At 38.5% G+C, this 22545-nt stretch carries 25 protein-coding genes; 22 read left to right on the top strand and 3 right to left on the bottom strand.

The window, feature by feature from the left end; all coding sequences use genetic code 11:
• The 8 genes from RU86_RS01025 (at position 1) to RU86_RS01060 (ending at position 7151) form a co-directional block, all read left to right on the top strand.
• Positions 1 to 1440, top strand: coding sequence for a glutamate synthase subunit beta (locus RU86_RS01025; protein ID WP_047915859.1), 1440 nt, complete (start codon positions 1 to 3; stop codon positions 1438 to 1440).
• A gap of 132 nt (positions 1441 to 1572) precedes the next feature.
• Positions 1573 to 1902, top strand: coding sequence for a metal-sulfur cluster assembly factor (locus tag RU86_RS01030; RefSeq protein WP_047915858.1), 330 nt, complete (start codon positions 1573 to 1575; stop codon positions 1900 to 1902).
• 479 nt (positions 1903 to 2381) lie between these two features.
• Positions 2382 to 2921, top strand: a complete 540-nt coding sequence (locus tag RU86_RS01035; RefSeq protein ID WP_245810450.1) for a hypothetical protein — start codon at positions 2382 to 2384, stop codon at positions 2919 to 2921.
• A 13-nt stretch (positions 2922 to 2934) separates the two neighbouring features.
• Positions 2935 to 4242 (top strand): hypothetical protein, encoded by a 1308-nt coding sequence (locus RU86_RS01040; RefSeq protein WP_245810451.1) that lies wholly within the window; start codon positions 2935 to 2937, stop codon positions 4240 to 4242.
• A 192-nt stretch (positions 4243 to 4434) separates the two neighbouring features.
• Positions 4435 to 4698 carry a hypothetical protein gene (locus RU86_RS01045; protein ID WP_096813628.1) on the top strand — a complete coding sequence of 88 codons (264 nt, stop codon included), beginning with the start codon at positions 4435 to 4437 and terminating at the stop codon, positions 4696 to 4698.
• 254 nt (positions 4699 to 4952) lie between these two features.
• Entirely contained in the window at positions 4953 to 5660 is a 708-nt protein-coding gene (locus tag RU86_RS01050; RefSeq protein ID WP_096813629.1) for an ABC transporter ATP-binding protein, read from the top strand.
• Position 5661: 1 nt separating this feature from the next.
• Positions 5662 to 6450, top strand: a complete 789-nt coding sequence (locus RU86_RS01055; protein WP_096813630.1) for a DUF2705 family protein — start codon at positions 5662 to 5664, stop codon at positions 6448 to 6450.
• A gap of 17 nt (positions 6451 to 6467) precedes the next feature.
• Entirely contained in the window at positions 6468 to 7151 is a 684-nt protein-coding gene (locus RU86_RS01060; protein WP_096813631.1) for a hypothetical protein, read from the top strand.
• Here the strand turns inward: RU86_RS01060 and RU86_RS01065 are convergent.
• Both RU86_RS01065 and RU86_RS01070 read right to left on the bottom strand, forming a co-directional pair.
• Positions 7131 to 7988, bottom strand: a complete 858-nt coding sequence (locus tag RU86_RS01065) for a GHKL domain-containing protein (RefSeq protein WP_096813632.1) — start codon at positions 7986 to 7988, stop codon at positions 7131 to 7133. The genes RU86_RS01060 and RU86_RS01065 overlap by 21 nt on opposite strands.
• The gene (locus RU86_RS01070) at positions 7988 to 8701 is read right to left on the bottom strand and encodes a LytR/AlgR family response regulator transcription factor (RefSeq protein WP_096813633.1); all 714 of its coding nucleotides are present in this window, start codon (positions 8699 to 8701) and stop codon (positions 7988 to 7990) included. Before RU86_RS01070 ends, RU86_RS01065 begins: the two co-directional genes overlap by 1 nt.
• 361 nt (positions 8702 to 9062) lie before the next feature.
• Between RU86_RS01070 and liaF the strand changes: the two genes are divergently transcribed.
• The 7 genes from liaF (at position 9063) to RU86_RS01105 (ending at position 14006) form a co-directional block, all read left to right on the top strand.
• Positions 9063 to 9737, top strand: a complete 675-nt coding sequence (gene liaF, locus RU86_RS01075; protein ID WP_079506776.1) for a cell wall-active antibiotics response protein LiaF — start codon at positions 9063 to 9065, stop codon at positions 9735 to 9737.
• Between the two features lie 9 nt (positions 9738 to 9746).
• Positions 9747 to 10691: a sensor histidine kinase gene (locus tag RU86_RS01080; RefSeq protein ID WP_096813634.1), complete on the top strand. Its 945-nt coding sequence runs from the start codon at positions 9747 to 9749 to the stop codon at positions 10689 to 10691.
• Positions 10692 to 10774: 83 nt separating this feature from the next.
• Positions 10775 to 11404, top strand: a complete 630-nt coding sequence (locus RU86_RS01085; protein ID WP_047915856.1) for a response regulator transcription factor — start codon at positions 10775 to 10777, stop codon at positions 11402 to 11404.
• Positions 11405 to 11422: 18 nt separating this feature from the next.
• Positions 11423 to 12223: a Cof-type HAD-IIB family hydrolase gene (locus RU86_RS01090; RefSeq protein WP_096813635.1), complete on the top strand. Its 801-nt coding sequence runs from the start codon at positions 11423 to 11425 to the stop codon at positions 12221 to 12223.
• Positions 12224 to 12296: 73 nt separating this feature from the next.
• Positions 12297 to 12905: a peptidylprolyl isomerase gene (locus RU86_RS01095; RefSeq protein ID WP_096813636.1), complete on the top strand. Its 609-nt coding sequence runs from the start codon at positions 12297 to 12299 to the stop codon at positions 12903 to 12905.
• Positions 12895 to 13287, top strand: coding sequence for a CvfD/Ygs/GSP13 family RNA-binding post-transcriptional regulator (locus tag RU86_RS01100; RefSeq protein WP_096813637.1), 393 nt, complete (start codon positions 12895 to 12897; stop codon positions 13285 to 13287). Before RU86_RS01095 ends, RU86_RS01100 begins: the two co-directional genes overlap by 11 nt.
• 110 nt (positions 13288 to 13397) lie before the next feature.
• A complete protein-coding gene (locus RU86_RS01105) occupies positions 13398 to 14006 on the top strand; it encodes a TVP38/TMEM64 family protein (RefSeq protein ID WP_096813638.1) in 609 nt (202 codons plus the stop codon).
• A gap of 14 nt (positions 14007 to 14020) precedes the next feature.
• On the opposite strand, the gene RU86_RS01110 is transcribed toward RU86_RS01105, so the two are convergent.
• Positions 14021 to 16606, bottom strand: coding sequence for a YfhO family protein (locus RU86_RS01110; RefSeq protein WP_096813766.1), 2586 nt, complete (start codon positions 16604 to 16606; stop codon positions 14021 to 14023).
• A gap of 216 nt (positions 16607 to 16822) precedes the next feature.
• Between RU86_RS01110 and RU86_RS01115 the strand changes: the two genes are divergently transcribed.
• The 7 genes from RU86_RS01115 (at position 16823) to trxB (ending at position 22512) form a co-directional block, all read left to right on the top strand.
• Positions 16823 to 17065, top strand: a complete 243-nt coding sequence (locus RU86_RS01115) for a hypothetical protein (RefSeq protein WP_096813639.1) — start codon at positions 16823 to 16825, stop codon at positions 17063 to 17065.
• 305 nt (positions 17066 to 17370) lie between these two features.
• Entirely contained in the window at positions 17371 to 18465 is a 1095-nt protein-coding gene (locus tag RU86_RS01120) for a DUF871 domain-containing protein (RefSeq protein ID WP_096813640.1), read from the top strand.
• Between the two features lie 133 nt (positions 18466 to 18598).
• Positions 18599 to 19456, top strand: coding sequence for a transporter substrate-binding domain-containing protein (locus RU86_RS01125; protein WP_096813641.1), 858 nt, complete (start codon positions 18599 to 18601; stop codon positions 19454 to 19456).
• Positions 19457 to 19551: 95 nt separating this feature from the next.
• Entirely contained in the window at positions 19552 to 20445 is an 894-nt protein-coding gene (locus tag RU86_RS01130; RefSeq protein ID WP_096813642.1) for an amino acid ABC transporter permease, read from the top strand.
• Entirely contained in the window at positions 20442 to 21203 is a 762-nt protein-coding gene (locus RU86_RS01135; RefSeq protein ID WP_096813643.1) for an amino acid ABC transporter ATP-binding protein, read from the top strand. Before RU86_RS01130 ends, RU86_RS01135 begins: the two co-directional genes overlap by 4 nt.
• Positions 21203 to 21427, top strand: a complete 225-nt coding sequence (locus RU86_RS01140; RefSeq protein ID WP_096813644.1) for a DUF4059 family protein — start codon at positions 21203 to 21205, stop codon at positions 21425 to 21427. Before RU86_RS01135 ends, RU86_RS01140 begins: the two co-directional genes overlap by 1 nt.
• A gap of 161 nt (positions 21428 to 21588) precedes the next feature.
• Positions 21589 to 22512 carry a thioredoxin-disulfide reductase gene (gene trxB / locus RU86_RS01145; RefSeq protein ID WP_096813645.1) on the top strand — a complete coding sequence of 308 codons (924 nt, stop codon included), beginning with the start codon at positions 21589 to 21591 and terminating at the stop codon, positions 22510 to 22512.
• The last annotated feature ends 33 nt before the right edge of the window (positions 22513 to 22545 follow it).

Consider the following 22545-nt stretch of genomic DNA (forward strand, 5'->3'; position numbering starts at 1 on the left):
ATGGCAGATCCATTTGGCTTTATGAAGTACAAACGTAAGGACAATCCTTATCGTTCGGTTTCTGAACGTGTGTTAGACTTTAAGGAGTTGCAAATCCCCCTTGACGTTGAAGAGCGAAAAGAACAAGCAGCACGCTGTATGGGCTGTGGGATTCCTTTCTGTCATGAAGGTGACTTTTATGGTGGCGGTCGTGCAGTATCAGGCTGTCCTAACGATAATCTTATTCCTGAATGGAATGACTTAGTTTACCGTAATGAGTTTAAGAAAGCATTCGAACGCTTGTCACGGACAAATCCTATTCCTGAGATGACAGGACGCGTATGTCCTGCACCATGTGAAAAAAGTTGTACCGAATCCTTAAACGGTGAAGGGGTTACCATCCATGATAATGAACGCTTTATCATCGACAATGCCTTTGAACAAGGGTGGGTAGCTGATAGTGGTCGGCCTAAAGAACGGACTGACTTTACCATCGCAATCGTTGGCTCTGGCCCTGCTGGTCTTTCTGCAGCATGGCGCCTTAATCAATTAGGTCATAACGTGACGATTTATGAACGTGCTGACCGCTTTGGTGGCTTGCTCATGTACGGTATCCCGAATATGAAACTGGATAAAGATATCGTTCAACGTCGGATTGATGTCATGAAAGAAGTTGGCATCGAATTTATTGCCAATACTGAAATTGGTCGTGATATCGCCTATGATACATTGACATCAAATTATGATCGTGTCATCATCGCAACAGGTGCAAGTGTACCACGTGATTTGACTATTCCAGGTCGTGAACTAAGTGGTGTCAAGTTGGCGGTTGATTTCTTAACAGATATCACAAAAATTGTCTTGTCAAATGGCGACAAAAAAATGCGCCAATCACTCAAAGGTAAACACGTGGTTGTTATCGGTGGTGGGGATACAGGTAATGACTGTATCGGAACTGCTGTGCGACTTGGTGCTGCTAGTGTGACACAGCTTGAGATTACACCAGAGTTACCTGGTGAGCGTACAGCATCAAATCCATGGCCAGAATATCCTATGGTTGGACGCAAAGGCTACGGTCAAGAAGAAGCCATTGCTGCAGGTAACATCAATTTGACACGTTATGCGACATCGACGACTGAATTTGTCGGTGCAGAACGTGGCCAATTGATCGCCATCAACACCGTTAAAGTCGGACCAGACTTTAAACCACTTGCAGGGACTGAAGAAACGCTTAAAGCAGATCTTGTTTTACTTGCCATGGGCTTTACTGGTGCAGAGCAATCAGTCTTCCAAGGCTTTGGCATTACGCAAATCTTTGATGACAATACAACAAATAATGAAAAAGTATATGTCTCTGGCGATGCAAAACGTGGTCCCTCTCTTGTTATCTGGGGCATTCGTGAAGGCCGTAAAACAGCTGAAAAAATCGATGATACGTTGCGCGTGTTAGTGACCCAATAAGATATGGTAAAAAATGGCATCGATGAGATGTCATTTTTACTTGATAAGTCAAATAAGTTTGTCAAAAATGCGTTTTTTTGATAGAATAAGGCTATTAACCGATGACGTAATGAAAGGTAGATAAATCAATCTATGGCAAATTATACAACAGAAGAAGTTGAAAAAATTAAAGACAGAATTCTGTCAGCATTAGAAGGCGTAATCGACCCAGAATTAGGGGTTGATATTATCAACCTCGGTCTGGTATATGCGATTGAGTTTGAAGATTCTGGTAGAACAGAAATCCAAATGACGCTGACTACGATGGGCTGCCCACTTGCAGACCTCTTGACTGATCAAATCCACGACGCCCTAAAAGAAGTACCAGAAGTCTCTGAAGTTGAAGTGAAACTGGTTTGGTACCCTGCATGGAGCGTTGATAAAATGAGCCGCTATGCGCGGATCGCTTTAGGGATTAGATAAGTTTAACAGATAGTTATAGACTAGAGAAAGTTGTCCTTGGACAGCTTTTTTTGTTTCGCTTGAAAAAATGTGTATAAGCTTTGTGATGTCTTTTGTAAATGAAGATACAAACTAAATTTTTCTAGATTCTGCTACCGTCAGGAATCGTAAGCACTTGACATAATGTAAGCGCTTTAGTATACTTGTTTGGAAGTGATTTAATGATAAAGAGTGAATAATTAGCATCCATTTGTGTTAATTGACAAATTTTTCAAAGCAAAGACTAGTGCATATAACCAGTATTTACTCGAATCATTTAGATGAGCAAACAGCTAGTGGATAAAAATAGTGGTAGAGCATATATCACCTCAACTATACTAAATATCAGATGCGAAAGTATAGCTAATAGAAAGTGGTAAATCTGAATGAAAAAGAAAAGCAACTGGCTTATCTTATTAGGTCTGGTGATCATAGGTATCCTTATTGGAGGTAAAATTTTTATGAATAAAACAGTAGAAAAAAATAGTGATGAAAAGCTATATCAAGATGCGTTTACGCAAATTCAAAAAGATGTGACAGATTATTTGGTGAAAAACTATCAGGGAATCGAAAAAATAGCATGGCAAGGTATCGGCATAGAATATCGGAATTCTGATATCTATGGGTCATCCTTGCTTGGGAATTATGTGGATAGTGATGTTAGGATCTATGTGTCTAAAGATAATTATTTCACGATGAATTTTACCTTAAATGGACAAATGTCGTTTGATGATGAGAAAGGTAAATATGCATATAGAGAGTGGGATGAGAACCTGAATGATTATGTATTTAAGGATACCATTAGAACACATACTGTTGATAGCTACATAAAGGAAGGTATTGACAATACGCTATATAAGTACAATGATGATCCTGACAATAACGTTCTTAGTGTTAGTCAATCAGAAAAAGAAGAACTTCAGACTGTTAAAAAAGCACCAGTTGGTAGCAAAGAAGTAGAAATAATTTACAGTCTTAAAATTAAAGAGTTAACATACTAAAAGGGGGAAGTTTATGCATGATGAAATGACAACAGAAATTTTAGCTAAAGCGATAGATAGAATAAAAAAGAAAGTTCAAACAGATGATAAGACCCTTTCATTAGATATTAAAAATGAAGATGTGATGTTTAGAATAATAAACAAATCAGCCAGTAAAAAGGATAACCAGCTTAATGCGATGGCAATTGCACCTATTGTAGCAGGACAGCCTGATTATACGCATGTCGCCGTTGTGTATGCAGGGACTAATATGCCTACTGATAAAGGAAAAGATGGGTTTGCAACTGCTGGTCAGGCAGTGCTAGGGCAGCTATCTGATGAGTATCAACAGGCTACTGCCTTCTTGAGTCAAACTCAGACTCGAGTGAGTGAAAAAAATGGGATGATTACAGATGTTGCAGGTTTTAGTCAGGCGGGTGGCTATATGATGAAAATGGCAGCTGAATATGGGCAAAAGATGGGGTTTAAAACGACAAGTTTTGATGATTGGGGGAAGAACCAAGTCGCTACGTTAACACGGTCACAGCAGCAATGGCTTGAAGAAAATCCTTGGATGCTATTAAGATATCAAAATGATTCATGGGCTAATCTATTCGGACGAGATCATGAATTGGGAGAAATCTATCCTATTATAGGGATTAAAGCACACAATACCTTGTCAGGCTATTTCGATGGGGATTCTTTAACCCTAACTAATCTAGCTAAGGCCGGTATTTTTGCACCAAATATGACGCAGGCACAAGTTGCACAAGCTGCTAAAAAATGGGTAAAAAAATATGGTCAGCATGATGGGACTATGGATATCAACTTGCAAGTTATGGCAAGAATTAATTGTTATTTGAGGGAGTACGGGGGGTATGCAACAAAAGAATATAGTGAAAAATTGGGTAGATTAAGCACCCTAAGACGCCGGTTTTTATCCAGTGGTAGAACGCTGACCACGAATGAGGCGATTTATCTTGATAGTCAAGCAGCATTACTCGTCGTGGAACACTCTTTGACTCAATACAGTGAAGGGAGTGATGAGATGATCCAAATCTATCAAACTGCGATCTATCAAGCCCGATCACTTTGGGGAGAAACGGTAACGGAATCAAGATGGAAAGCAGTACCATTAGCGGATTGGGAGATTTTTGATGCTTTGCAAATGGTAGATTGTAGCGAAAGAACGATGGTTTACGAGCCATGTCAATACTATGAAGAGAAAATTAATAAAATCAAACAAGTAGCAGCAGACTACGAGGACTTAGTGGCGGAAATTAAAGTGAAAATCAACGATATTGTCCAAAGAGACTGGGATCTTGCACGACAACTTTTTTAAGGAGGGATTAACATGTATGATAGAACACAGCTTATTGCGGGTATCAAAATAGGAAGTATCAGCTAGAGGATATGGCAGAAATTTTGTGAGCTTACCGCTATAAAAGTCAGTCAGCGATAGAGCATGCTTATTAAGTGCTAACTTATCTACAACAAGTGATAAGTATTTAGGTAACTTATAGAAAGGAAAGAGATGATAGATAATTTATCAGAACCATATAACGATTTGTTAAAACGACTAGCAAAAGTTTCTGTGATGGCAATTGGGGCAACTAGCAAGGGCAAGTCAGTAAAACAGAGAAAGCTAGTGAGTGAAAAAATAAGTGTAGTCTCAAACGATACAAAAACTGGGCTAAGCCAGTCAACAAACCAAGTCAAACAAGTGATAAAAGGAGAGTTTGGTAAGCAAGTTAAAGCCCTCATGACTAAGCAAAAACAACTACTAGATCCAGATTAAGCAGGTTGCTTAAGAGGATATGAATGGGAAGTAGTTAAATAATAGTAATAAAAAGTTGTCCTTGGACAGCTTTTTTTGTTTCGTCTGAATAAAATAAGTAGACTTTCCATGTTTGGTAGTAACCAAAGATGACATATACCTTGTCGTTTGACGCATCAGAATGATATTAGCTAGTTTAACTGATAGAATTTAGAGGTGATGCATGAACTGGTTAAAGAACAATTTATAGACAAAGTAATATGAAGGGAGTTGTCATGTATACAATTAAAATAGAAGATCTTACCAAAAGGTATGGTCAAAACCAGACGATTAAGTCGATTAATTTTACAGCAAAATCAGGTAGGATTACAGCATTTTTAGGGCAAAATGGTGCAGGTAAGAGCTCAATGCTGAGGATTTTATTAGGGCTAGATTTCGCAACAACTGGTAGCGCAACATTTGATCATAAAAAATATGCAGAAATGGCTTGTCCTTTGAAACTAGTTGGTGCAGCGTTTGATGGTGTAGCGGGCGTGCCGACATACACAGTAAATAGGCATTTAAACCTGATTGCTAGAAGTAACGGGATAGCGATTGATCGGGTAAAAGAGGTGATTAAACTGGTTGGATTGACAGACAAAATACGTTCGAAAATAAGATCCCTTTCCTTAGGAGAGGGACAAAGGTTAGGTATTGCAGTCGCTATATTAGGCAATCCACAATACCTTGTTTTTGATGAACCAACGAATGGCTTAGATCCAGCTGGCATGCGCTGGTTTAGGGACTTTTTAATACAACAGAAAAAGCAGGGCAAAACGATTCTCTTATCATCGCATTTGATTTCCGAAGTGGCAGCTATGGCTGACGATATTGTGATCATTCATAAAGGTGAGATTAGGATGACTGGTGAATTAAACATGATTTTAAGGGAAGGTGAGTCCTTAGAAGAGATTTTCTTCTCACTGACTGAAGGTGGTGACTAGCATGCTACTAGTTTTAAACAGATTAACTAATACGATAGGTCAGATTATATCAAGTAGTACTTGGTGTATAGTTGCTATTTTGACCACTGTACTACAACCTTTTTTAGCCTATATTTCTGCTCAACAAATCGCAAGTTTAGGCTTAGATGCAACACCAGAACTATATCCCGAACTTGCTCAAGCCATTCCACCTGTTGACTATTTAGGCTTTGATGCAACATTTCTAGGCCTAGTCCCGATGGTAGTTTTGGGTGCAATACTTGGTGCCAATGATTATCAAAACCATCGGTTAAGAAATCTATTCTTGACACAAAGTAATCGTTCTCAAGTATTTATGGTAAAAACGATTGCCCTTATTGTGACGAGTTTAGGACTGTCACTTGTATCGATTTACCTGACTATTTTGACAACGCATGTTGGGTTAGGATCGTTGGGATTAAATTTGATTAGGCTTAGCCCAATCGCTTGGCAATATATTGGCTATACTGGATTTTATTGGTTGATGTTGACCGTATTATCTTTTGGTTTAGCTATGCTATCAAAAAATGTGATACTACCTTTGTTTGTGTTAATACCACAAATCTATAATTTGGGTGCTTTTTTAGCTGAGAGATGGGACTGGGCAACTTATTTACCTGTGGCAGCTGGAAATGGCCTCTTAGCAACACCTACTGATTTAATCCCTCAAACAATTTCTGAAGGGGTTATTGTCCTGATTGCTTGGCCATTTTTAATGATGATCATCGCCTGTGTCAGATTCATTAAACGAGATGTTGGAGGTGCTTATTGATGAGGAAATCCAGACTGATGTGTGAAATCATCACGTTTTTTTCTGACTATTGGTGTTGGATTGGGGTGATACTTGTCGTCATTTTGCCATCAGCTGGCTTATGTATCATCAAAAATGACATGCAAGACACGACCTATAGTTTAGGGAAAGTGCTTTTTTTAGCTCAGGTTGGTGTGATCCTATATAGTACCAACTATATTGGGCAAGAATACGCAACAAGTAGGTTGAGGGCAACGCTACTTGCGACCCCTAAAAGAGGCCAGTTGCTTATGTCAAAATTAGCTGTACTCACCTTAATAACGGGAGCAAGTTTTATCCTCAGTATGAGTCTAGCCATGCTTGTTGTCAAGCTAAATCATCAGGTATCCTGGGCTGTCATTTTTGAGAATAGCGTTATGCTGACTGCAGTATTGAGTTGGTTGATTTTAACATACTTAAGTTTTTTTGCTTCAATTTTGTTTAAATCTGGTATCGTCCCACTTGCGATTTTTGCATCATTGATCCTAGGCATGAGTCAACTCATGTTAGTGATTACAAAGTATGCCATATACTTACCAGATTTAGCCTTGATGAACTATTTTTCATACCCGACTAGTCCCTTGTTTCTATCACGGATGTGTGGTTTGATAGTAGGTTTGATTTGGTTATTGCCACTAGCCATATTAGCAAGTAAACGTTTTTTATGCCGAGATGTCAGATGACGCATAAATATCGAATAGTAAAATACTGGTATGAAAAATATCTGACGTAACCCATTGTCTATAAATCCCATTGTGGTCATGAACAATTTTTTTGATATTTTTGATGCCAATACCTGCTGATTCTCTATGTTTACGAGTTGTGACTTCCCTAATATCAAATCGGTTCGTTAGTTCAATCAATAGGTTATGATTCGCCTGTTTGATCAAGATGTTGATCTTCTTTTCTTGATCAGCTGGTAGGCGGTTTAAAGCATTAATTGCATTATCGATTAAATTTCCAATAAGTATGGCTAATATGTCACTATCAAGCCGACTGTGTTTTGATAAAAAAACTTTAGCTTGAAAGGTAATATCATGTTGCTCAGCAAGATTTTTTTTGTCGTTGATTAGAAAATTAAGTAGGTAATCTTCAGTGTAGTAGTTATCAGTATGCTTAAGGCTGTCTAAAGCATTTTCTAAATAGCGTTTGATACTAACCGTATCATCATGACAGGTGAATCCTAATAGCAACAGATATTGATTTTTTAAATCATGTTTGATTGCCGATAATTCTGTTTGTGATTGATTGAGCTGTTTGTAAAAATAGAGTTCTGATTTAAACACTTTATTTTGAGTCGTCGCAGAAGCTAGTTTTTTAAAATAACTTTTCAACAAAAAGTATAGATAACAGATGCAGATATTCATGTAGACAATACAGATAGTGATAAAGATGGGCATAAAGTACTTATAGTTAAATAAGCTTACTTCGGACATGATTGCCAAGGTTAGGATAAAGGTACTGATACAAGGTATCGAGATGATGCTAATGATAAAGAAAAAATGTGTTTTTTTAAACATTAGATCGTCTCCCTGAGTCGGATGAGGATTTGTTCCTTTGCAATAGTTTTAAATTTTCGGCTTATCGGCAGACTAATTTGTTGTTTATGACTAGTAAGTAGCATACTTTTTTGACTCAATTTTTGTATATAGGTAACATTGATAATATAGGAATGGTGGATTTGCACAAAATCAGCACTAAGTTTTTCAAGTAAGCTTTTCGTTGTCAAAATCGTTTCAAATTCTTCCCCATTGGCTAGATGAATAAAGACAGTACGTCGGCACTTTTCAAAGTAGCAGATATGACGTAAAGGGATACGATAGACGATTTTATTAAATTGAAATTGAAAGGTTGCATCACTAAGCTGTAGATAATGTGTCAGACGATCCAAGGTCGCCGTTAAATCTGACGCTAAAACTGGCTTTAACAAGTAATCGAACGTATTAACTTTGAATACTTGTTCCATATAGGCTGAATAGGTTGTCAAAAAAATAATGGGTACTGTTTGATTTATGGTGCGAATCGTCGTCGCAATCTCTAGTCCAGATGAAGTTGGAAACACAATATCTAGTATATAAAAGTCATAGGTTTCATAGGCAAGTGCATGCATCAATTTTTCAGGCGTGTAGTAAACGTCAATTTCAAAAATGACTTTACCATAGCTTTGTAATATCTGTTCTATCTGACTTGATACTGCATTATCATCATCACAAATTGCAACTTTTAATATCATTCATGCTACCTTTTCTATAGACTGCTTATGGAGACCTCTAAAAACATAGCCTTATCAGGAGTTAATCAGGCTAAAATCGGTGTGTACTGCACTCTGCTAATCACAGAAATGGAATTAGCGGGCGTTTTAAGAGATACGTCTACTTATAGTTTAGCTGTTTTTTCTTATAAAGTAAATTAATAACTGATATTTTAATTTTTAAAGTATGGCCTTATCTAGTGCCTAACTAGCCCTCTATTACTAGGATACGGTAGATGTAAAAAAGGGAGCCCTATAGCATACTATCGCTATCTCCCCCTCATAACCGTCAAATCAGCCATAAGACTGATTTTTTTCTCCTGCAAAATGGTAAAATAGAATCATGAATAAATTTAAGTTTTTTATGATTATAGAAGTGATTATATTGGTCTTGCTAGGCGTCTCTTTGCTTAGGAATCCCTTGTTCTTAATTGTCGTAGGTGTTGGACTATTACTAGGCTTTTTATCGACCCGTGTTGGGTCTTATAAGGCGCAAATGATACTCAAACAGATTGGGATTGCCTTTGGTGTGGTGGCCCTGATTATTTTTGTTGCTAATGGCTATACTTGGATTGCCTTATTGTTCCCTGTCATTTTGGCAATTATCTTTTGGAAATCATCGGGCATAAATTATACCTCTGTAAAAGGCCATAATCCATTTGAGTCTGATGATAATAACTTTGAGCGCAGGCGCATTTTTGATAATCAAGCCGATAACACGGTTTCAAGACTATCTGGCAATGATGTCATCGATCTCGCGACAACGACTTTTCAAGCCGATGGGAATGACTTAACAATCAGAAAAGCCTCTGGTAATACCAAAATCATCGTGCCAGATGATGTTGCCGTTGTCCTTGATGTGACAGCACTTTCTGGTGTTGTCAAGATTTTCGACGAGATCACACAGGTTAATGCTGAGCATGTCAGATATATGACGCCTGACTTCGGTGCATCTGAAAAACGGATTAGAATTATGATCCATGTCGGCAGAGGTAGTGTAGAAGTCATTAAAGGGTAGGCGATTAACATGATCATAAAACGAAGTATGCTCACCACGTTTTCAAGTTGTTTTTTAATCAATCTTGGTGCGCTCATCGCACTCGTTAGTTTGCTCAATATTAATCTCTTTGATTTTAAGACGACATGGGTGATACTGACGGTTTCCGCCATGCTAACCTTACTTTATATCGTGTTTTTTTGGATACAGTATGATGAGCAAAAAAAAGGCTTGACACAAGATATTGAGAAGATTTTAAACAATGAAACACCTGACTATGAGCAGCTGCAAGCCTTAGCCAAACGGCAAGAAGAGATGTCATCAGAATTACAGACACTCTCAGTAGCTAAGAATGCGGAACAAGAAGCAATCATAGAAGCAGAACGGATTAGAATATCAAGGGAGTTACATGATTCTGTCAGCCAGGAGTTATTTGCTGCAACCATGATTTTATCTTCCGTCGTTGATAATCCTAGTCTTACAGCTAAACAAATTACCAGTCAAACCACACTAACTTTGAAGATACTGCATGAGGCACAGGACGAAATGCGAGCGCTTTTACTTCACTTAAGACCATCAGAATTAGCTGATAAGTCCTTAACTGAGGGGTTAAATATGTTAGTTGATGAACTGCAAGCCAAAATATCAGCCAAGATATCAGCCAGTGTTGCCGAAATAAAGGCAGATAAAAATATTGAAAATAATATTTTTAGAATGACGCAAGAACTGTTATCTAATACACTGAGACATGCCAAGGCGCAACATATTGATATTTCTTTTAGTCAAACAGTGGGGACATTAGTTTTAATCGTCAAAGATGATGGTGTTGGATTTGATACGACGATAGAAAAAACAGCAAGCCAAGGCTTGAAAAATATCAAAGAGCGGACGCTCTCACTAGGTGGGACAGTCGAGTGGCAATCAGCACCAGGATCTGGTACGACAGTCAAAATCATGATTCCAAAGATGAAGTGAGACTGTCTAGTTGCTTACTAAGCCTAATCGTTGAGACGGAAATTGACTGATGGCGGGGTTATGATTTAAAGTTAGGAATAAATATGAAAAAAATTTCACTGATGTTAGTAGATGACCATGAGATGGTTCGCTTGGGCTTATCTAGCTACCTGAATATGCAAGAAGATTTAGAAGTCGTTGCCGAAGCTGTCGATGGATTAGATGGCGTTAGAAAAGCAAAACAGTATAAGCCAGATGTGATTCTGATGGACCTTGTCATGGATAAGATGGACGGCATCGCGTCATCAAAAGCCATCTTACAAGATAATCCAGAGATGAAGATTCTGATATTAACGAGTTTTCTAGATGATGAAAAAATATTTCCAGCGCTTGAAGCGGGGGTTAAGGGATATATTTTGAAAACCTCTCAGGCGCATGAGATTGCAGAATCAGTCCGTAAGATTGCCATGGGTCAAGACGTTATTTCTGAGAGTGTTCGGGTCAAAATCTATGAAAAACAACATGCCAAACCAACCTTACACGATAGTCTAACTGCAAGAGAAGTAGAAGTACTAAAAGAAATCGCAAAAGGCTTGTCCAACCAAGAAATAGGAGATACCTTATTTATCTCTTTGAAAACGGTCAAGACACATGTCTCTAATATCTTAGCTAAATTACAAGTAGAGGATAGAACGCAGGCAGCAATTTATGCGATCAAGCACAAAATTGCCTGAACATGGTATACTATAATTATGGAAAATTTACTAAGTAGCGCTCAAGATATCAAGATTATTTTCTTTGATATTGACGACACCTTACGCGTTAAAGATACGGGATACATGCCTGAATCTGTTAATCGCGTCTTTGAGGCCCTTCGCCAAAAGGGGATTTTGACCGGCATCGCAACAGGTAGAAATTATTATGGGGTTATACCAGAAATAAAGGCACTCAAACCTGATTTTTTTGTCACAGCTAATGGGGCCTATGTGATCGATAAGGACCATGACGTCATCTATAATAATCCGCTACCTAAGCAGACGGTTGACAGCCTATTAGCTTGGCTCAGCACTGTTGATAGTGATTATATTTTTTATGGCTCGGATAATGTGGTTGCATCAAAATGGTCCGAGGTGATTCAGGCTGCAATGGCACCAGTTTATGGTAAACTAGATGTTATACCTGATTATCATCAAACGCATGACATCTATCAGATGCTATCCATATCAGATCATGATGACACACTTGTGCTGCCAGATGACTTAGCAGACAAGGTACGTATGGTCCGCTGGCATCCAAATTCATGTGATATTGTTGCCCTAAATGGCAGCAAGGCTGATGGTGTCAGCCGTGTCTTAGCGTCACTTGGTTTAAGCCCTGAACAGGTCATGAACTTTGGTGATGAGTTAAATGATCTTGAGCTTTTCAAATTTGGTGGCATTTCTGTTGCCATGAAAGTATCCCATCCCGACATATTAGCAGTAGCTGATTACGTGACAGATACGGTTGAGAATGATGGCATCGAGAAGGCACTGAAAACCTTAGGGATTTTATAATCGTTGGTTTTATTAGTCGTATAACGCATGTATCAATTACAACTTGTATCAATAGAAAAAGGAAAAAATAAAAATGACACTTACATACCCACAAACAGATTTAGCAAACTACAATGGTACGATTGCAACAATTCATACAAATCTAGGTGATTTGACAGTTAAACTATTTGATGATGTCGCACCGAAAACAGTTAAAAACTTTATAGAACTAGCTGAAACTGGCTACTACGATGGTGTTATTTTCCACCGTATTATCCGTGACTTTATGATTCAAGGTGGCGACCCAACTGGTACAGGTATGGGTGGTGCATCTATCTATGGTGAAAAATTTGAAGATGAGTTCTCTGATAAAGCATTCAACATCAGAGGTGCGTTATCGATGGCAAATGCGGGTCCTAATACAAATGGTAGCCAATTTTTCATCGTTGAAAATCAAAACTTACCTTATGATAAATCTGCACTTGTAAAAGGTGGTTGGCCAGAAGAAATCGCTGAGCTTTATCTAGAAGGCGGCACACCGCATTTAGATGGCCGTCATACTGTGTTTGGTCAATTAGTAGATGCGGCAAGTTTTGAGACTTTGGATCGCATTGCAAAAGCACCAACAGGCGCGCAAGATAAACCAAAAGATGCGATCGAAATGATCAGTATTGAGTTAGAGAAAAAGTCAGATGAAGCATGATAAATTAATCAAGATAGGTGACATCATGGAAGTCGAGATTACTGGCTTGCAAAAATATGGTGCATTTGTCAAGTTTGGTAAGTATCGTGGTTTGATTCATATTTCTGAAATCAAATCAAGTTATGTTGCAGATATTCATGAAGTCGTTGAGGTTGGACAAAGATGTCAAGCTCAGGTCATTGATATTGACGAATACAATAGCAAAATTTCTCTGAGCTTTAGAACATTAGAAGCACATCCTCAGACGCATCACATGCAACGAAAATTTCACTTCAACAATCCAACCAATAAGATTGGCTTTAGGCCTTTTAATGAGCACTTAGTTAGCTGGACAAAAGAACAGGTCAGCTATTTGAAAACGGTTAAAGGTATTGCTAGATAGTTGGGCTTATTTTCGTATGCGCTGTGCGTGTATCAGAGGGTTAGCTGATAAGCTATAGGCTAGGGGCGCATCGTGAATCCAGTGATGTCATAAAATAGGAAAATAATCAGATGAATGACAAGGTTTTAAAAATCATCCAGAAAATATTTAATATCATATCTATTCTTGGGATGATTGCCTGTGTGGTTGGTGGTTATTTTCTTTATCGAATTGGTATTTTGCAAGATCCAAAAGCACTTTCAGAACTCGTCATGGCACATTATTTACTTGGTCCGTTTATATTTATCGGTTTACAGATCATTCAGGTTGTCATTCCGATCATTCCTGGCGGGATTACAACAGCAGCAGGGGTCATGATCTTCGGACCTTATAAAGGCTTCCTCTATAATTATATTGGGATTGTCATCGGCTCCATCATTCTCTTTCATCTTGGCCGGGTCTATGGGGCTGCACTTGCCAAAACCTTTATTAAAGAAAAAAGTTATGACAAATATATGTCCTGGGTACACAAAGGTCAAAAAACCTATGATTGGATTTTTGTCATCGCAATTTTGTTACCTATTGCACCTGATGATGCCTTAGTACTCGTGTCTAGCCAGACAAAAATGACTTGGCGGTTCTTTTTATTCACGATTTTGTTTGGTAAACCATGGTCTATTTTCCTCTATTCTTACCTCTTAATTCATGGTGGCAGTTTCTTATCTAACTTATTAAATTAAAAAAGACATCCGTGCTAATCGTTAGCATGACTGTCTTTTTTTGTTTGTCTAGTTACCCATAAATCATAGCCGATGAAGATGAAAATAGCTGATAAGAAACAGACAATCCCGATTTTAAGGCCTTGTGGTACAAACCGTAATTGAACAGTATGTGACCCTTCTGATATTGGAACAGTCATAAAACCTGTTTGTGCTTGTTTAACTGGGACGACTTTGCCATCAACTTTGGCTGACCAGCCTTTATCGTAAGGAATGGTGAAAAATAAGTCACCCTTACTTTTTGCGGATACAGTAGCTGATAGGCCATTTTTGATGGCATTTACGCTCACTTTATTTTCTTTTAGCTGATGTATGACTGACATAAAGGCCTGTGTATGCAAGGACCAAAATTCAGTGGTATCGAAGTTAACATATTTATTTTCAGGAAAAGTAAGGATAATATCGACTTTTGTGGGCTGTTCAAAATAACCTAGATTAAGCAGGGAGCCAGTGTCATCTGTATGGATATAACTTATTTTACCGTTGACGCTTGCTTTGACATATTCAGCATCCGTATTTTGATAAGATGCATTTGCAAACTTGAGATAGTTTTGTCCACCAGCAGGTGTTGTCACGCTATAGTGGACTGATAGGTCATCAGTCCCTTTCTTGGTTAAGGTGACTCGGCCATCATTTCCGGTAACTCTTGCAGTCGTTGTTTCTTTATCGACATAGAATTGTGAAAAAAAGGTTGACTTGTTACCTGATAAGGCATTAACAAACTTGGTTTGGTTAGCAATAATCTGGTTTTTTGAGAACACGACATCTGAGTACCCATTTTTGACGAAAATCGCTGGTGGCAAGGCATAAGCATTTTCTGTCAAATTTTGGATGCCAGTTTTAAGTTGCTGGAAACCAAATTTATCGGGTTCCCTTGCATTCAGGTTGTAGCGGATGTTAAAGATGGCATCCATTAAAATTGTGTTGAGGGGGTAGCGTAAGTTAAGATTAGTCCCTGTGGATTTAAAACCAAGAAAATCAAGTGTTGATGATGACTTACGATTTCTGACGGATGAAAATTGGCTGAGCGATTTAAAATTGTACTTCATACCGTCATTTGCTGTGTCGGGAGCTGTTTGATCCATGCGATAAAAGTCTTTATCTACGGCGATCGCTTTTGCTGCAGGCTGAATTTTTTTAGTGTTGGTATCATAATTCTGACGAGCAGCGTAGTGCCACTCTTCAGAAATACCATTCAATTGATAATAGGCATTGATGCCGAGTTCAGCAATCATAAAGATAGCAATAAACATATAAAATTGTCGGGGGAGTAACCATTTTTTTTGATGGCTGATGAGTAAAACTAAATACGCAACTGCAAATAATACTGTTAAGGCGATGTTGATAAATTGAACATAGGCATAATGTTGACTAATGATAGTAGCTGAGAAGCCGAGACCTAATAATATAATGATTAGGCAAATATAGCGCACGCGAATGGCTGATAATCGTGTGAGTGTTTCAGCTGCCAGGATGACAATTAAGAGACTGAAAACAAAACTATAGCGATGCAAGAACATATTAGGCGTATGCATACCCTGCCAGAAGAGGTCAAGTGCACGTAGATAAAATGAGGTGGTAATAAAGGCAATAAGGGCCAGATAGGCTAGTTTAGTTCGTAAGCGAATTGAGTGGATAGTGAAGAAGAGGCTGGCAAGGATTAAGGTGAACAAGCCGATGTAAATCGTTGGGACAGCACCATACTGTGTGGTGTCATAACTGGCAACAAAATTTTTAGCAAATAGATCAAAGTACCAAGATTTTTCTGTAAAGAGTGATGTTATTTTGGTAAATGACTCCCCATTTGATTTCAAGTCAAGATACATGGGCAAAATCATGATTAAACTTGCCATACCTGATAGGCAAGACGTCAGACAAAAATCTACCAGCTTACGGGTTGACCAGCCGTCAAAGGTTAGTCTGGCAAAAAAGTAGCCGATTAAGAACAAGGCCATCATGAAGCCAAAATAGTAATTCTGAATAAATAAGATCGTTAGTGTAATGAAATAAAGCTTACGACTACCTTTGTCCATCAGCTCATGTAAGCCGCAGATGATGAGTGGTAGCCAGATAAAGACATCAAGCCACATGATAATTTCAGATTGGTTGACGATAAAACTCATCAGTGCATAAGCTGTTGCTAGACAAACAAGCAACCAGTTCGACAAGGTCTGGTACATGCGCTTAAAGGCAATAAAGGCAGACATGCCAATAAAACCAAACTTCAATAAGGTCATGAGATATAGGCCATCTGGCATATTACTTGCATTAAAGAAGTAGGTTAGGGGCATCAGAAAACTCCCCAAATAATAGGAGGAAAAGCTTAGGAAGTTAAGGCCAAGTCCACTGGTAAAGGTATAGAGAAAGCCTGAACCAGTATGGAGCATACTTGAAAATAAACTATGAAAGCTGACATATTGATGATAAGCATCGCCAGCTAAAACGGTTTTGTGACTGCCCCAATAGATCCCAAGGATAGCAAAACTGATTGCCATAATTCCTAGAGGTAATAAGAAACTTGAGATAAGGGCTATTTTATTTTTTTTGATAAACAATCGCATAAGCATATTGTACCATCTTTTTTTAACACTATGCCCCCCTATCAAATTGATTGCCTGATTTTGGGGTTACTGATGCCATCAATGTTGGTAAATGAAATAGACGTATGAAGTGGCTTGAGCTGATTGCTGCGGGCCCAGAGATACTCAAGAGGCATGTCTGAGCCTTAGGATATGGAATCTTGTTATTTTTGCGTATTTTTGATAGAATTAAACCATATGAGAAAAACTAAATCAAGTCAAAATCAACCCACGAGTAAGGCCGCAATTATAGGTCTTATTTTGGCGATAATTCCGATTACAGCCCTACCAGGACTGATTTTTAGCTTGACTGCTTTTGAACATATCGCTGCCTATGACTTGAAAGGTCAAAGATTAGCTAAACTTGGCACAGTGATCTCCATTGTTTGGATGCTTATTTTTATCATCGTGGGCTTCTTCCTATTTAGGTATTTTGGCTAGAGGGTATCCTTACTATAAGAAAGTATCCGCTACTGCTTGTATGGAATAGATTACCAACATATCATGAATAATATGAATTGACAGGCTAGTTTGCAAATTAGTCTTTTTTTGATTTCTTTTACAAATAATTGGCATAGACCAATTATTTTGTTATAATGAGACTAAAGCGGTTACAATCAAGCTACTTAACTGCGTAAGGTCATCGATAAGCTAATGGTTTGATCTTATGCAGCAGGGGATTGATTCGTTTTATAGCAAATGAAACTAAAGTAATGTGGCGACCATCGCCTGACAGGAGCACAAACATGGGAAAACTTGGTATTTCTATTTATCCAGAACGTAGTACATTTGAAGCAGATAAGGCTTATCTTGACTTGGCACATCAATATGGCTTTAAACGTGTGTTTACAAGCCTATTAGAGATTAATGGTGATAAAGATGAAGTGATTGCTGGTTTTAAAAAACCGGTGGACTACGCCAATTCACTTGGCATGGAGGTCATGGTGGATATTAATCCAGGCCTTTTCAAACAGCTTGGTGTGTCTTATGATGACTTATCATTTTTCCATGATATGGGCGCAGATGGTATTCGGCTAGACTTAGGGTTCACTGGTGCTGAGGAAGCTAAAATGACACGAAATGCTTATGGCATTAAAGTTGAAATTAACATGAGTCAGGGGACTGATTATGTTGATAATATCATGAGCTACTCACCCAATCCAGATAATCTACTTGGCAGTCATAACTTTTATCCCATGCGTTACTCAGGTTTAGCGCTAGATCATTTTATCAGCTGTACGAAGAAGTTCAATAAATACAACTTGAACACCATGGCCTTTGTTAATTCCCACGATGCAACGTTTGGTCCTTGGCCTTATAATGATGGTCTTGCGAGTCTAGAATTGCATCGCGACCTATCAATCGAGACACAAGTCAAACATATGAAATTACTAGGTGGCATTAATGACATCACGATTGGGAATGCCTATGCTAGTGAGGACGAACTTCGTGCCATGAGTCTAGCCTTTTTCGCACCTGAGCCAGTGATTAAGATCGTACCTAGTGAGACGATAACAGAAAACGAACGACTCGTTTTATTTGAAAGTGCACACAGTTACAGAGGCGATCGCAGTGCGTACATCTTGCGTTCTACAATGACACGTGTCTGGCATAAAGATAAGGCGTTTCCAGCACATGATACAAAAGATATTCACCGTGGTGATATCCTAATTGGGAATGTTAATTTTGGTCAATATAAAGGGGAAACACAGATTGCCCTTAAGGATATGCCAAATCAGGGTCAAATTAATGTGGTCGGCCGTATCTCTGATGCTGAACTTTTATTGTTAGACTATATCAAGCCATGGAGTGGGTTTACTTTTGAATCAGTTACAAAATAAGGGGTGAGCATTACCTAATGAATAAAATCCTGATGGGTTTTATTTTTTTGATTACCGTCATAATCTTTTGTGAAGATGATGTGCCATTTACTATGATAGAATGAGATAACATCAAAAAGGAGCGCTAATCATAATGAAAACATATAAAAAAATTGGCTTGTCAGTTTTAGCATTGAGCACGATCATCGCCTTACAAGCTTGTGGGCAGTCTGCTACTAAATCGACTGATACAGCATCAAAGTCAGAACAAACGACGATAACAGTAGCGACTGATGCGGATACAAAACCTTTTACTTATTCAGAAGATGGCAAGGCAACAGGATACGATGTAGAGGTGGCAAGAGCTGTTTTTAAAGAGCTGCCTGAATACAAGCTTAAAGTAGAGATCACGGATTTTGACAGTGTGGTTGCAGGCGTTGACTCTGGCCGCTATCAACTGGGGGCAAATGATGTGGGCTGGAAAAAAGAACGTGCTGAAAAATATTATTTCTCTGCGCCGCTATCAAAATCAAATAACGCGGTCGCAGTTAAATCAGCTTTAAAAGTTAATGGATTCAAAGATTTAGCAGGTAAGTCAACAGAAGTGTTACCATCAGCAAACTTTACGACGACCTTAAAGGCCTATAATGATGCAAATCCAGATAAAGCAAGTCAGTTAAACTATGTAGATGGGAACTATCCAATTGCGAGTAGGTTATCGGATGTTGATTCTGGAAAAATTGATTTCATCTTATACGATGCTATCTCACTCAAAACAATTTTAAAAGATAAGGGCTTGTCTGATCTTAAGGTCGTTAATATTAAATCAGATACAGTAGATGCGCATGATGGCCTGGAATATTTCATCTTTACTAAAGATGAAGCAGGTAAGAAATTACAAGGAAAAGTTGATAAAGTATTGAAAAAATTGCAAGCAAATGGTAAACTCAAAGAACTATCAGAAAAATATTTTGGTGGAGACTTTGTACCATCAGCGGACTATTATAAATAACCTTTATGCTGGGGACAGGATGCTGTCCTATCAGATTTGTAAGCTATAGTTAGCAGTTAATCCGTCACAGCAGAATAGAAAGTTTTGATATCATCATGAAAAAAGCGACAAAAATTGCATTAGCCATATTAGCAATCATTATTATTGTGATTGCTTTTGTCAGTTTCACAGTAAAGGGAGCTTATACCTTTACCGATTTTTGGACCATGTTCTTTGATAAAATTTTTAATTGGCAAGCCTTTGTTCAAGCCTTTAAACCGATTATTGGGCGCGTGCCGACGTCATTTATCATCACCTTGGTTGCTATGATCATTGGCTTAGTGCTAGGGCTATTTTTAGCACTGATTAAGATCAATAAAATCCCAGTATTAAATCAAATCAGACTTGTCTTCGTCAGTTTTATTCGTGGGACGCCTATTTATGTGCAACTCTTGCTGACTTATACAGGTATTCCATTGATCCTTAAGGCTGTAAACCTCAACTATGGGACGACCTATACTATCAATGACATCTCGCCCATGCTTTTTGTTATTTTAACTTTTGCTTTTAATGAAGCGGCCTATAATTCTGAAACAATTCGTGCTGCGATCGAGTCAGTAGATGTTGGACAGATTGAGGCGGCTAAATCTTTAGGGATGACAAATAGCCAGGTCTTTTGGCGCGTGACACTGCCAGAAGCCGCAACCGTCGCAGTTGCACCTCTGGGAAATTCCTTGATGGGTCTTTTGAAGGGGACATCACTTGCCTTCGTAGCTGGGGTGATCGAAATGACAGCAGAAGCCAAGATATTTGGTGGGTCAAACTTTCGTATCTTTGAGAGTTACCTAGCAGTAGCCTTGGTCTACTGGGCAATTAACTTTGTTTTTGAAAATCTAATTAGACTTTTAGAGAAAAAATTACAAATCACACCGAAGAAAAAACGCAAAAATGACTTGATTCAGACAGGCAATCCTTTTGACCACGGGATGTCTACAGGAGGTAACGTATGACAATCAAACTTTCAAATTTATCGAAAAAATTTGGTGATACGGTTGTGTTGGATGATGTATCCTTAACTGTTAATCCTGGTGATGTGGTAGCGCTAATCGGTGCATCTGGTGCAGGTAAATCAACTTTTCTAAGATCGATCAACTATCTTGAAGCACCAGATTCAGGCCGTATTCAGATAGATGATTTGGATCTGGACTATGCGACAATCAGCAAAAATGATGTTTTGGCACTGCGCCGCAAGACAGCCATGGTCTTTCAGCAGTTTAATCTCTTTGAGCGGCGAACAGCGCTTGAAAATGTGATGGAAGGGCTGATCCAGGTTAAAAAAATGGATAAGCCATCCGCAATTAAAGTCGCAACTCAAGCCTTACATAATGTAGGACTATCAGATCGCATGGATTACTACCCTAAGTTTTTATCAGGTGGTCAAAAACAACGTGTCGGTATTGCTCGTGCACTTGCTATGAATCCCGAACTATTATTACTTGATGAGCCAACATCAGCACTTGATCCAGAACTTGTCGGAGAAGTGCAGGCATCTATCGTCGATGCAGCAAAATCAGGACAGACGATGATTATCGTTAGCCACGAGATGGATTTTGTTTATAATGTCGCGACAAAGGTTATTTTTCTTGAACAGGGGAAAATTATAGAATCAGGGACACCAGAAGATGTTTTCTATGCGCCTAAGCAGGTAAGAACAAAAGCTTTCTTAGCAAGACATACAAAAAATCTCGAAATGGGGAGTTTTCTTTAATGCAAGTTATTCTAGCCTTTTATCTGGAGTCACTCTTGATATCAGCCATTATCGTTGGTATCACCAGTGGCTTATATCTGATGGGTGTCATTTCACGAAATTATGATAAACCTAGAACGGTACGTCAAAATAAAGTATTTGATATTTTGCTGATCGATATTTTGACAATACCTGTCTTAAGTTTTGCTGTCTTAGCCATATTGATTATTTTAAAATCTCGATGATCTTAGCAAGTTACGACCTTAAAAACCCTCATATATAAGACAAAAAAAGATGGTAAGCCTTATTTAAGAAAAAAAAGATAGTTTCAGTTATAATGGAACTATTCTTTTATTTAGTTGATGATATAATTCATTAGCTGTAAAACAAAAAGCGAGGAAATGAAATGAGTTTATATGATACAATCGTCATCGGTGCTGGCCCTGGCGGCATGACTGCAGCTATGTACGCTGCACGTAGCGAACTTAAAGTATTGTTACTAGAACGTGGTGCGCCCGGTGGGCAAATGAACAACACCGCTGAAATCGAAAATTATCCAGGGTTCACGTCTATCATGGGACCGGACTTGTCCATGAAAATGTATGAACCACTTGATGGACTAGGTGTTGAGAATGCCTATGGTATCGTTCAAACTGTCACTGTTAATGCAGATGGCACAAAAAAAGTGACGGTAGAAGATGGCGAGTTTGATGCCAAGACAGTCATCATCGCCACAGGTGCTAACCATCGTCATCTAGATGTACCTGGTGAAGAGGCCTATGGCTCACGTGGTGTCTCTTACTGTGCTGTCTGCGATGGTGCTTTCTTCCGAGACCAGGATATTTTAGTTGTCGGTGGTGGAGATTCAGCTGTAGAAGAAGCTTTATTCTTAACACGATTTGGTAAATCAGTCACGATTTTACATCGTCGTGACGAACTACGTGCTCAAAAAATTATTCAAGAACGTGCCTTTGCAAATGATAAAATTTCTTTCATCTGGGATTCAGCTGTTGAAGAAGTTTTAGGCAATGACATTAAAATTACAGGCGTTAAAATCAAAAACCTGAAAACAGGTGAAATCACGACTCAAGCATTTGGTGGCCTATTTATCTATGTTGGTCTTGATCCAATGACTGAAACGGTTAAAGATTTAGGGATTACAGATGACGCTGGCTGGATCGTAACAGATCACGAGATGGCAACCAAAGTACCAGGCGTCTTTGCTATAGGTGATGTTCGTCAAAAAGACTTGCGTCAAATTACTACTGCTGTTGGAGATGGTGCGATTGCTGGTCAAGGTGTTTATCAATATATCGTTGATCATGCCTAATTTTTCAAAAGAACCGAGAGGTTCTTTTTCTTA

It is taken from the genome of Pseudolactococcus piscium (assembly GCF_002441695.1).
GTDB classification, from domain to species: domain Bacteria; phylum Bacillota; class Bacilli; order Lactobacillales; family Streptococcaceae; genus Pseudolactococcus; species Pseudolactococcus piscium.

Excerpts from the sequence above, each read along its gene's own strand:
- RU86_RS01025 (WP_047915859.1), top strand. The coding sequence starts at position 1 with ATGGCAGATCCATTTGGCTTTATGAAGTACAAACGTAAGGACAATCCT.
- RU86_RS01030 (WP_047915858.1), top strand. The coding sequence starts at position 1,573 with ATGGCAAATTATACAACAGAAGAAGTTGAAAAAATTAAAGACAGAATT.
- RU86_RS01035 (WP_245810450.1), top strand. The coding sequence starts at position 2,382 with ATGAATAAAACAGTAGAAAAAAATAGTGATGAAAAGCTATATCAAGAT.
- RU86_RS01040 (WP_245810451.1), top strand. The coding sequence starts at position 2,935 with ATGCATGATGAAATGACAACAGAAATTTTAGCTAAAGCGATAGATAGA.
- RU86_RS01045 (WP_096813628.1), top strand. The coding sequence starts at position 4,435 with ATGATAGATAATTTATCAGAACCATATAACGATTTGTTAAAACGACTA.
- RU86_RS01050 (WP_096813629.1), top strand. The coding sequence starts at position 4,953 with ATGTATACAATTAAAATAGAAGATCTTACCAAAAGGTATGGTCAAAAC.
- RU86_RS01055 (WP_096813630.1), top strand. The coding sequence starts at position 5,662 with ATGCTACTAGTTTTAAACAGATTAACTAATACGATAGGTCAGATTATA.
- RU86_RS01060 (WP_096813631.1), top strand. The coding sequence starts at position 6,468 with ATGTGTGAAATCATCACGTTTTTTTCTGACTATTGGTGTTGGATTGGG.
- RU86_RS01065 (WP_096813632.1), bottom strand. The coding sequence starts at position 7,988 with ATGTTTAAAAAAACACATTTTTTCTTTATCATTAGCATCATCTCGATA.
- RU86_RS01070 (WP_096813633.1), bottom strand. The coding sequence starts at position 8,701 with ATGATATTAAAAGTTGCAATTTGTGATGATGATAATGCAGTATCAAGT.
- liaF (WP_079506776.1), top strand. The coding sequence starts at position 9,063 with ATGAATAAATTTAAGTTTTTTATGATTATAGAAGTGATTATATTGGTC.
- RU86_RS01080 (WP_096813634.1), top strand. The coding sequence starts at position 9,747 with ATGATCATAAAACGAAGTATGCTCACCACGTTTTCAAGTTGTTTTTTA.
- RU86_RS01085 (WP_047915856.1), top strand. The coding sequence starts at position 10,775 with ATGAAAAAAATTTCACTGATGTTAGTAGATGACCATGAGATGGTTCGC.
- RU86_RS01090 (WP_096813635.1), top strand. The coding sequence starts at position 11,423 with ATGGAAAATTTACTAAGTAGCGCTCAAGATATCAAGATTATTTTCTTT.
- RU86_RS01095 (WP_096813636.1), top strand. The coding sequence starts at position 12,297 with ATGACACTTACATACCCACAAACAGATTTAGCAAACTACAATGGTACG.
- RU86_RS01100 (WP_096813637.1), top strand. The coding sequence starts at position 12,895 with ATGAAGCATGATAAATTAATCAAGATAGGTGACATCATGGAAGTCGAG.
- RU86_RS01105 (WP_096813638.1), top strand. The coding sequence starts at position 13,398 with ATGAATGACAAGGTTTTAAAAATCATCCAGAAAATATTTAATATCATA.
- RU86_RS01110 (WP_096813766.1), bottom strand. The coding sequence starts at position 16,606 with ATGCGATTGTTTATCAAAAAAAATAAAATAGCCCTTATCTCAAGTTTC.
- RU86_RS01115 (WP_096813639.1), top strand. The coding sequence starts at position 16,823 with ATGAGAAAAACTAAATCAAGTCAAAATCAACCCACGAGTAAGGCCGCA.
- RU86_RS01120 (WP_096813640.1), top strand. The coding sequence starts at position 17,371 with ATGGGAAAACTTGGTATTTCTATTTATCCAGAACGTAGTACATTTGAA.
- RU86_RS01125 (WP_096813641.1), top strand. The coding sequence starts at position 18,599 with ATGAAAACATATAAAAAAATTGGCTTGTCAGTTTTAGCATTGAGCACG.
- RU86_RS01130 (WP_096813642.1), top strand. The coding sequence starts at position 19,552 with ATGAAAAAAGCGACAAAAATTGCATTAGCCATATTAGCAATCATTATT.
- RU86_RS01135 (WP_096813643.1), top strand. The coding sequence starts at position 20,442 with ATGACAATCAAACTTTCAAATTTATCGAAAAAATTTGGTGATACGGTT.
- RU86_RS01140 (WP_096813644.1), top strand. The coding sequence starts at position 21,203 with ATGCAAGTTATTCTAGCCTTTTATCTGGAGTCACTCTTGATATCAGCC.
- trxB (WP_096813645.1), top strand. The coding sequence starts at position 21,589 with ATGAGTTTATATGATACAATCGTCATCGGTGCTGGCCCTGGCGGCATG.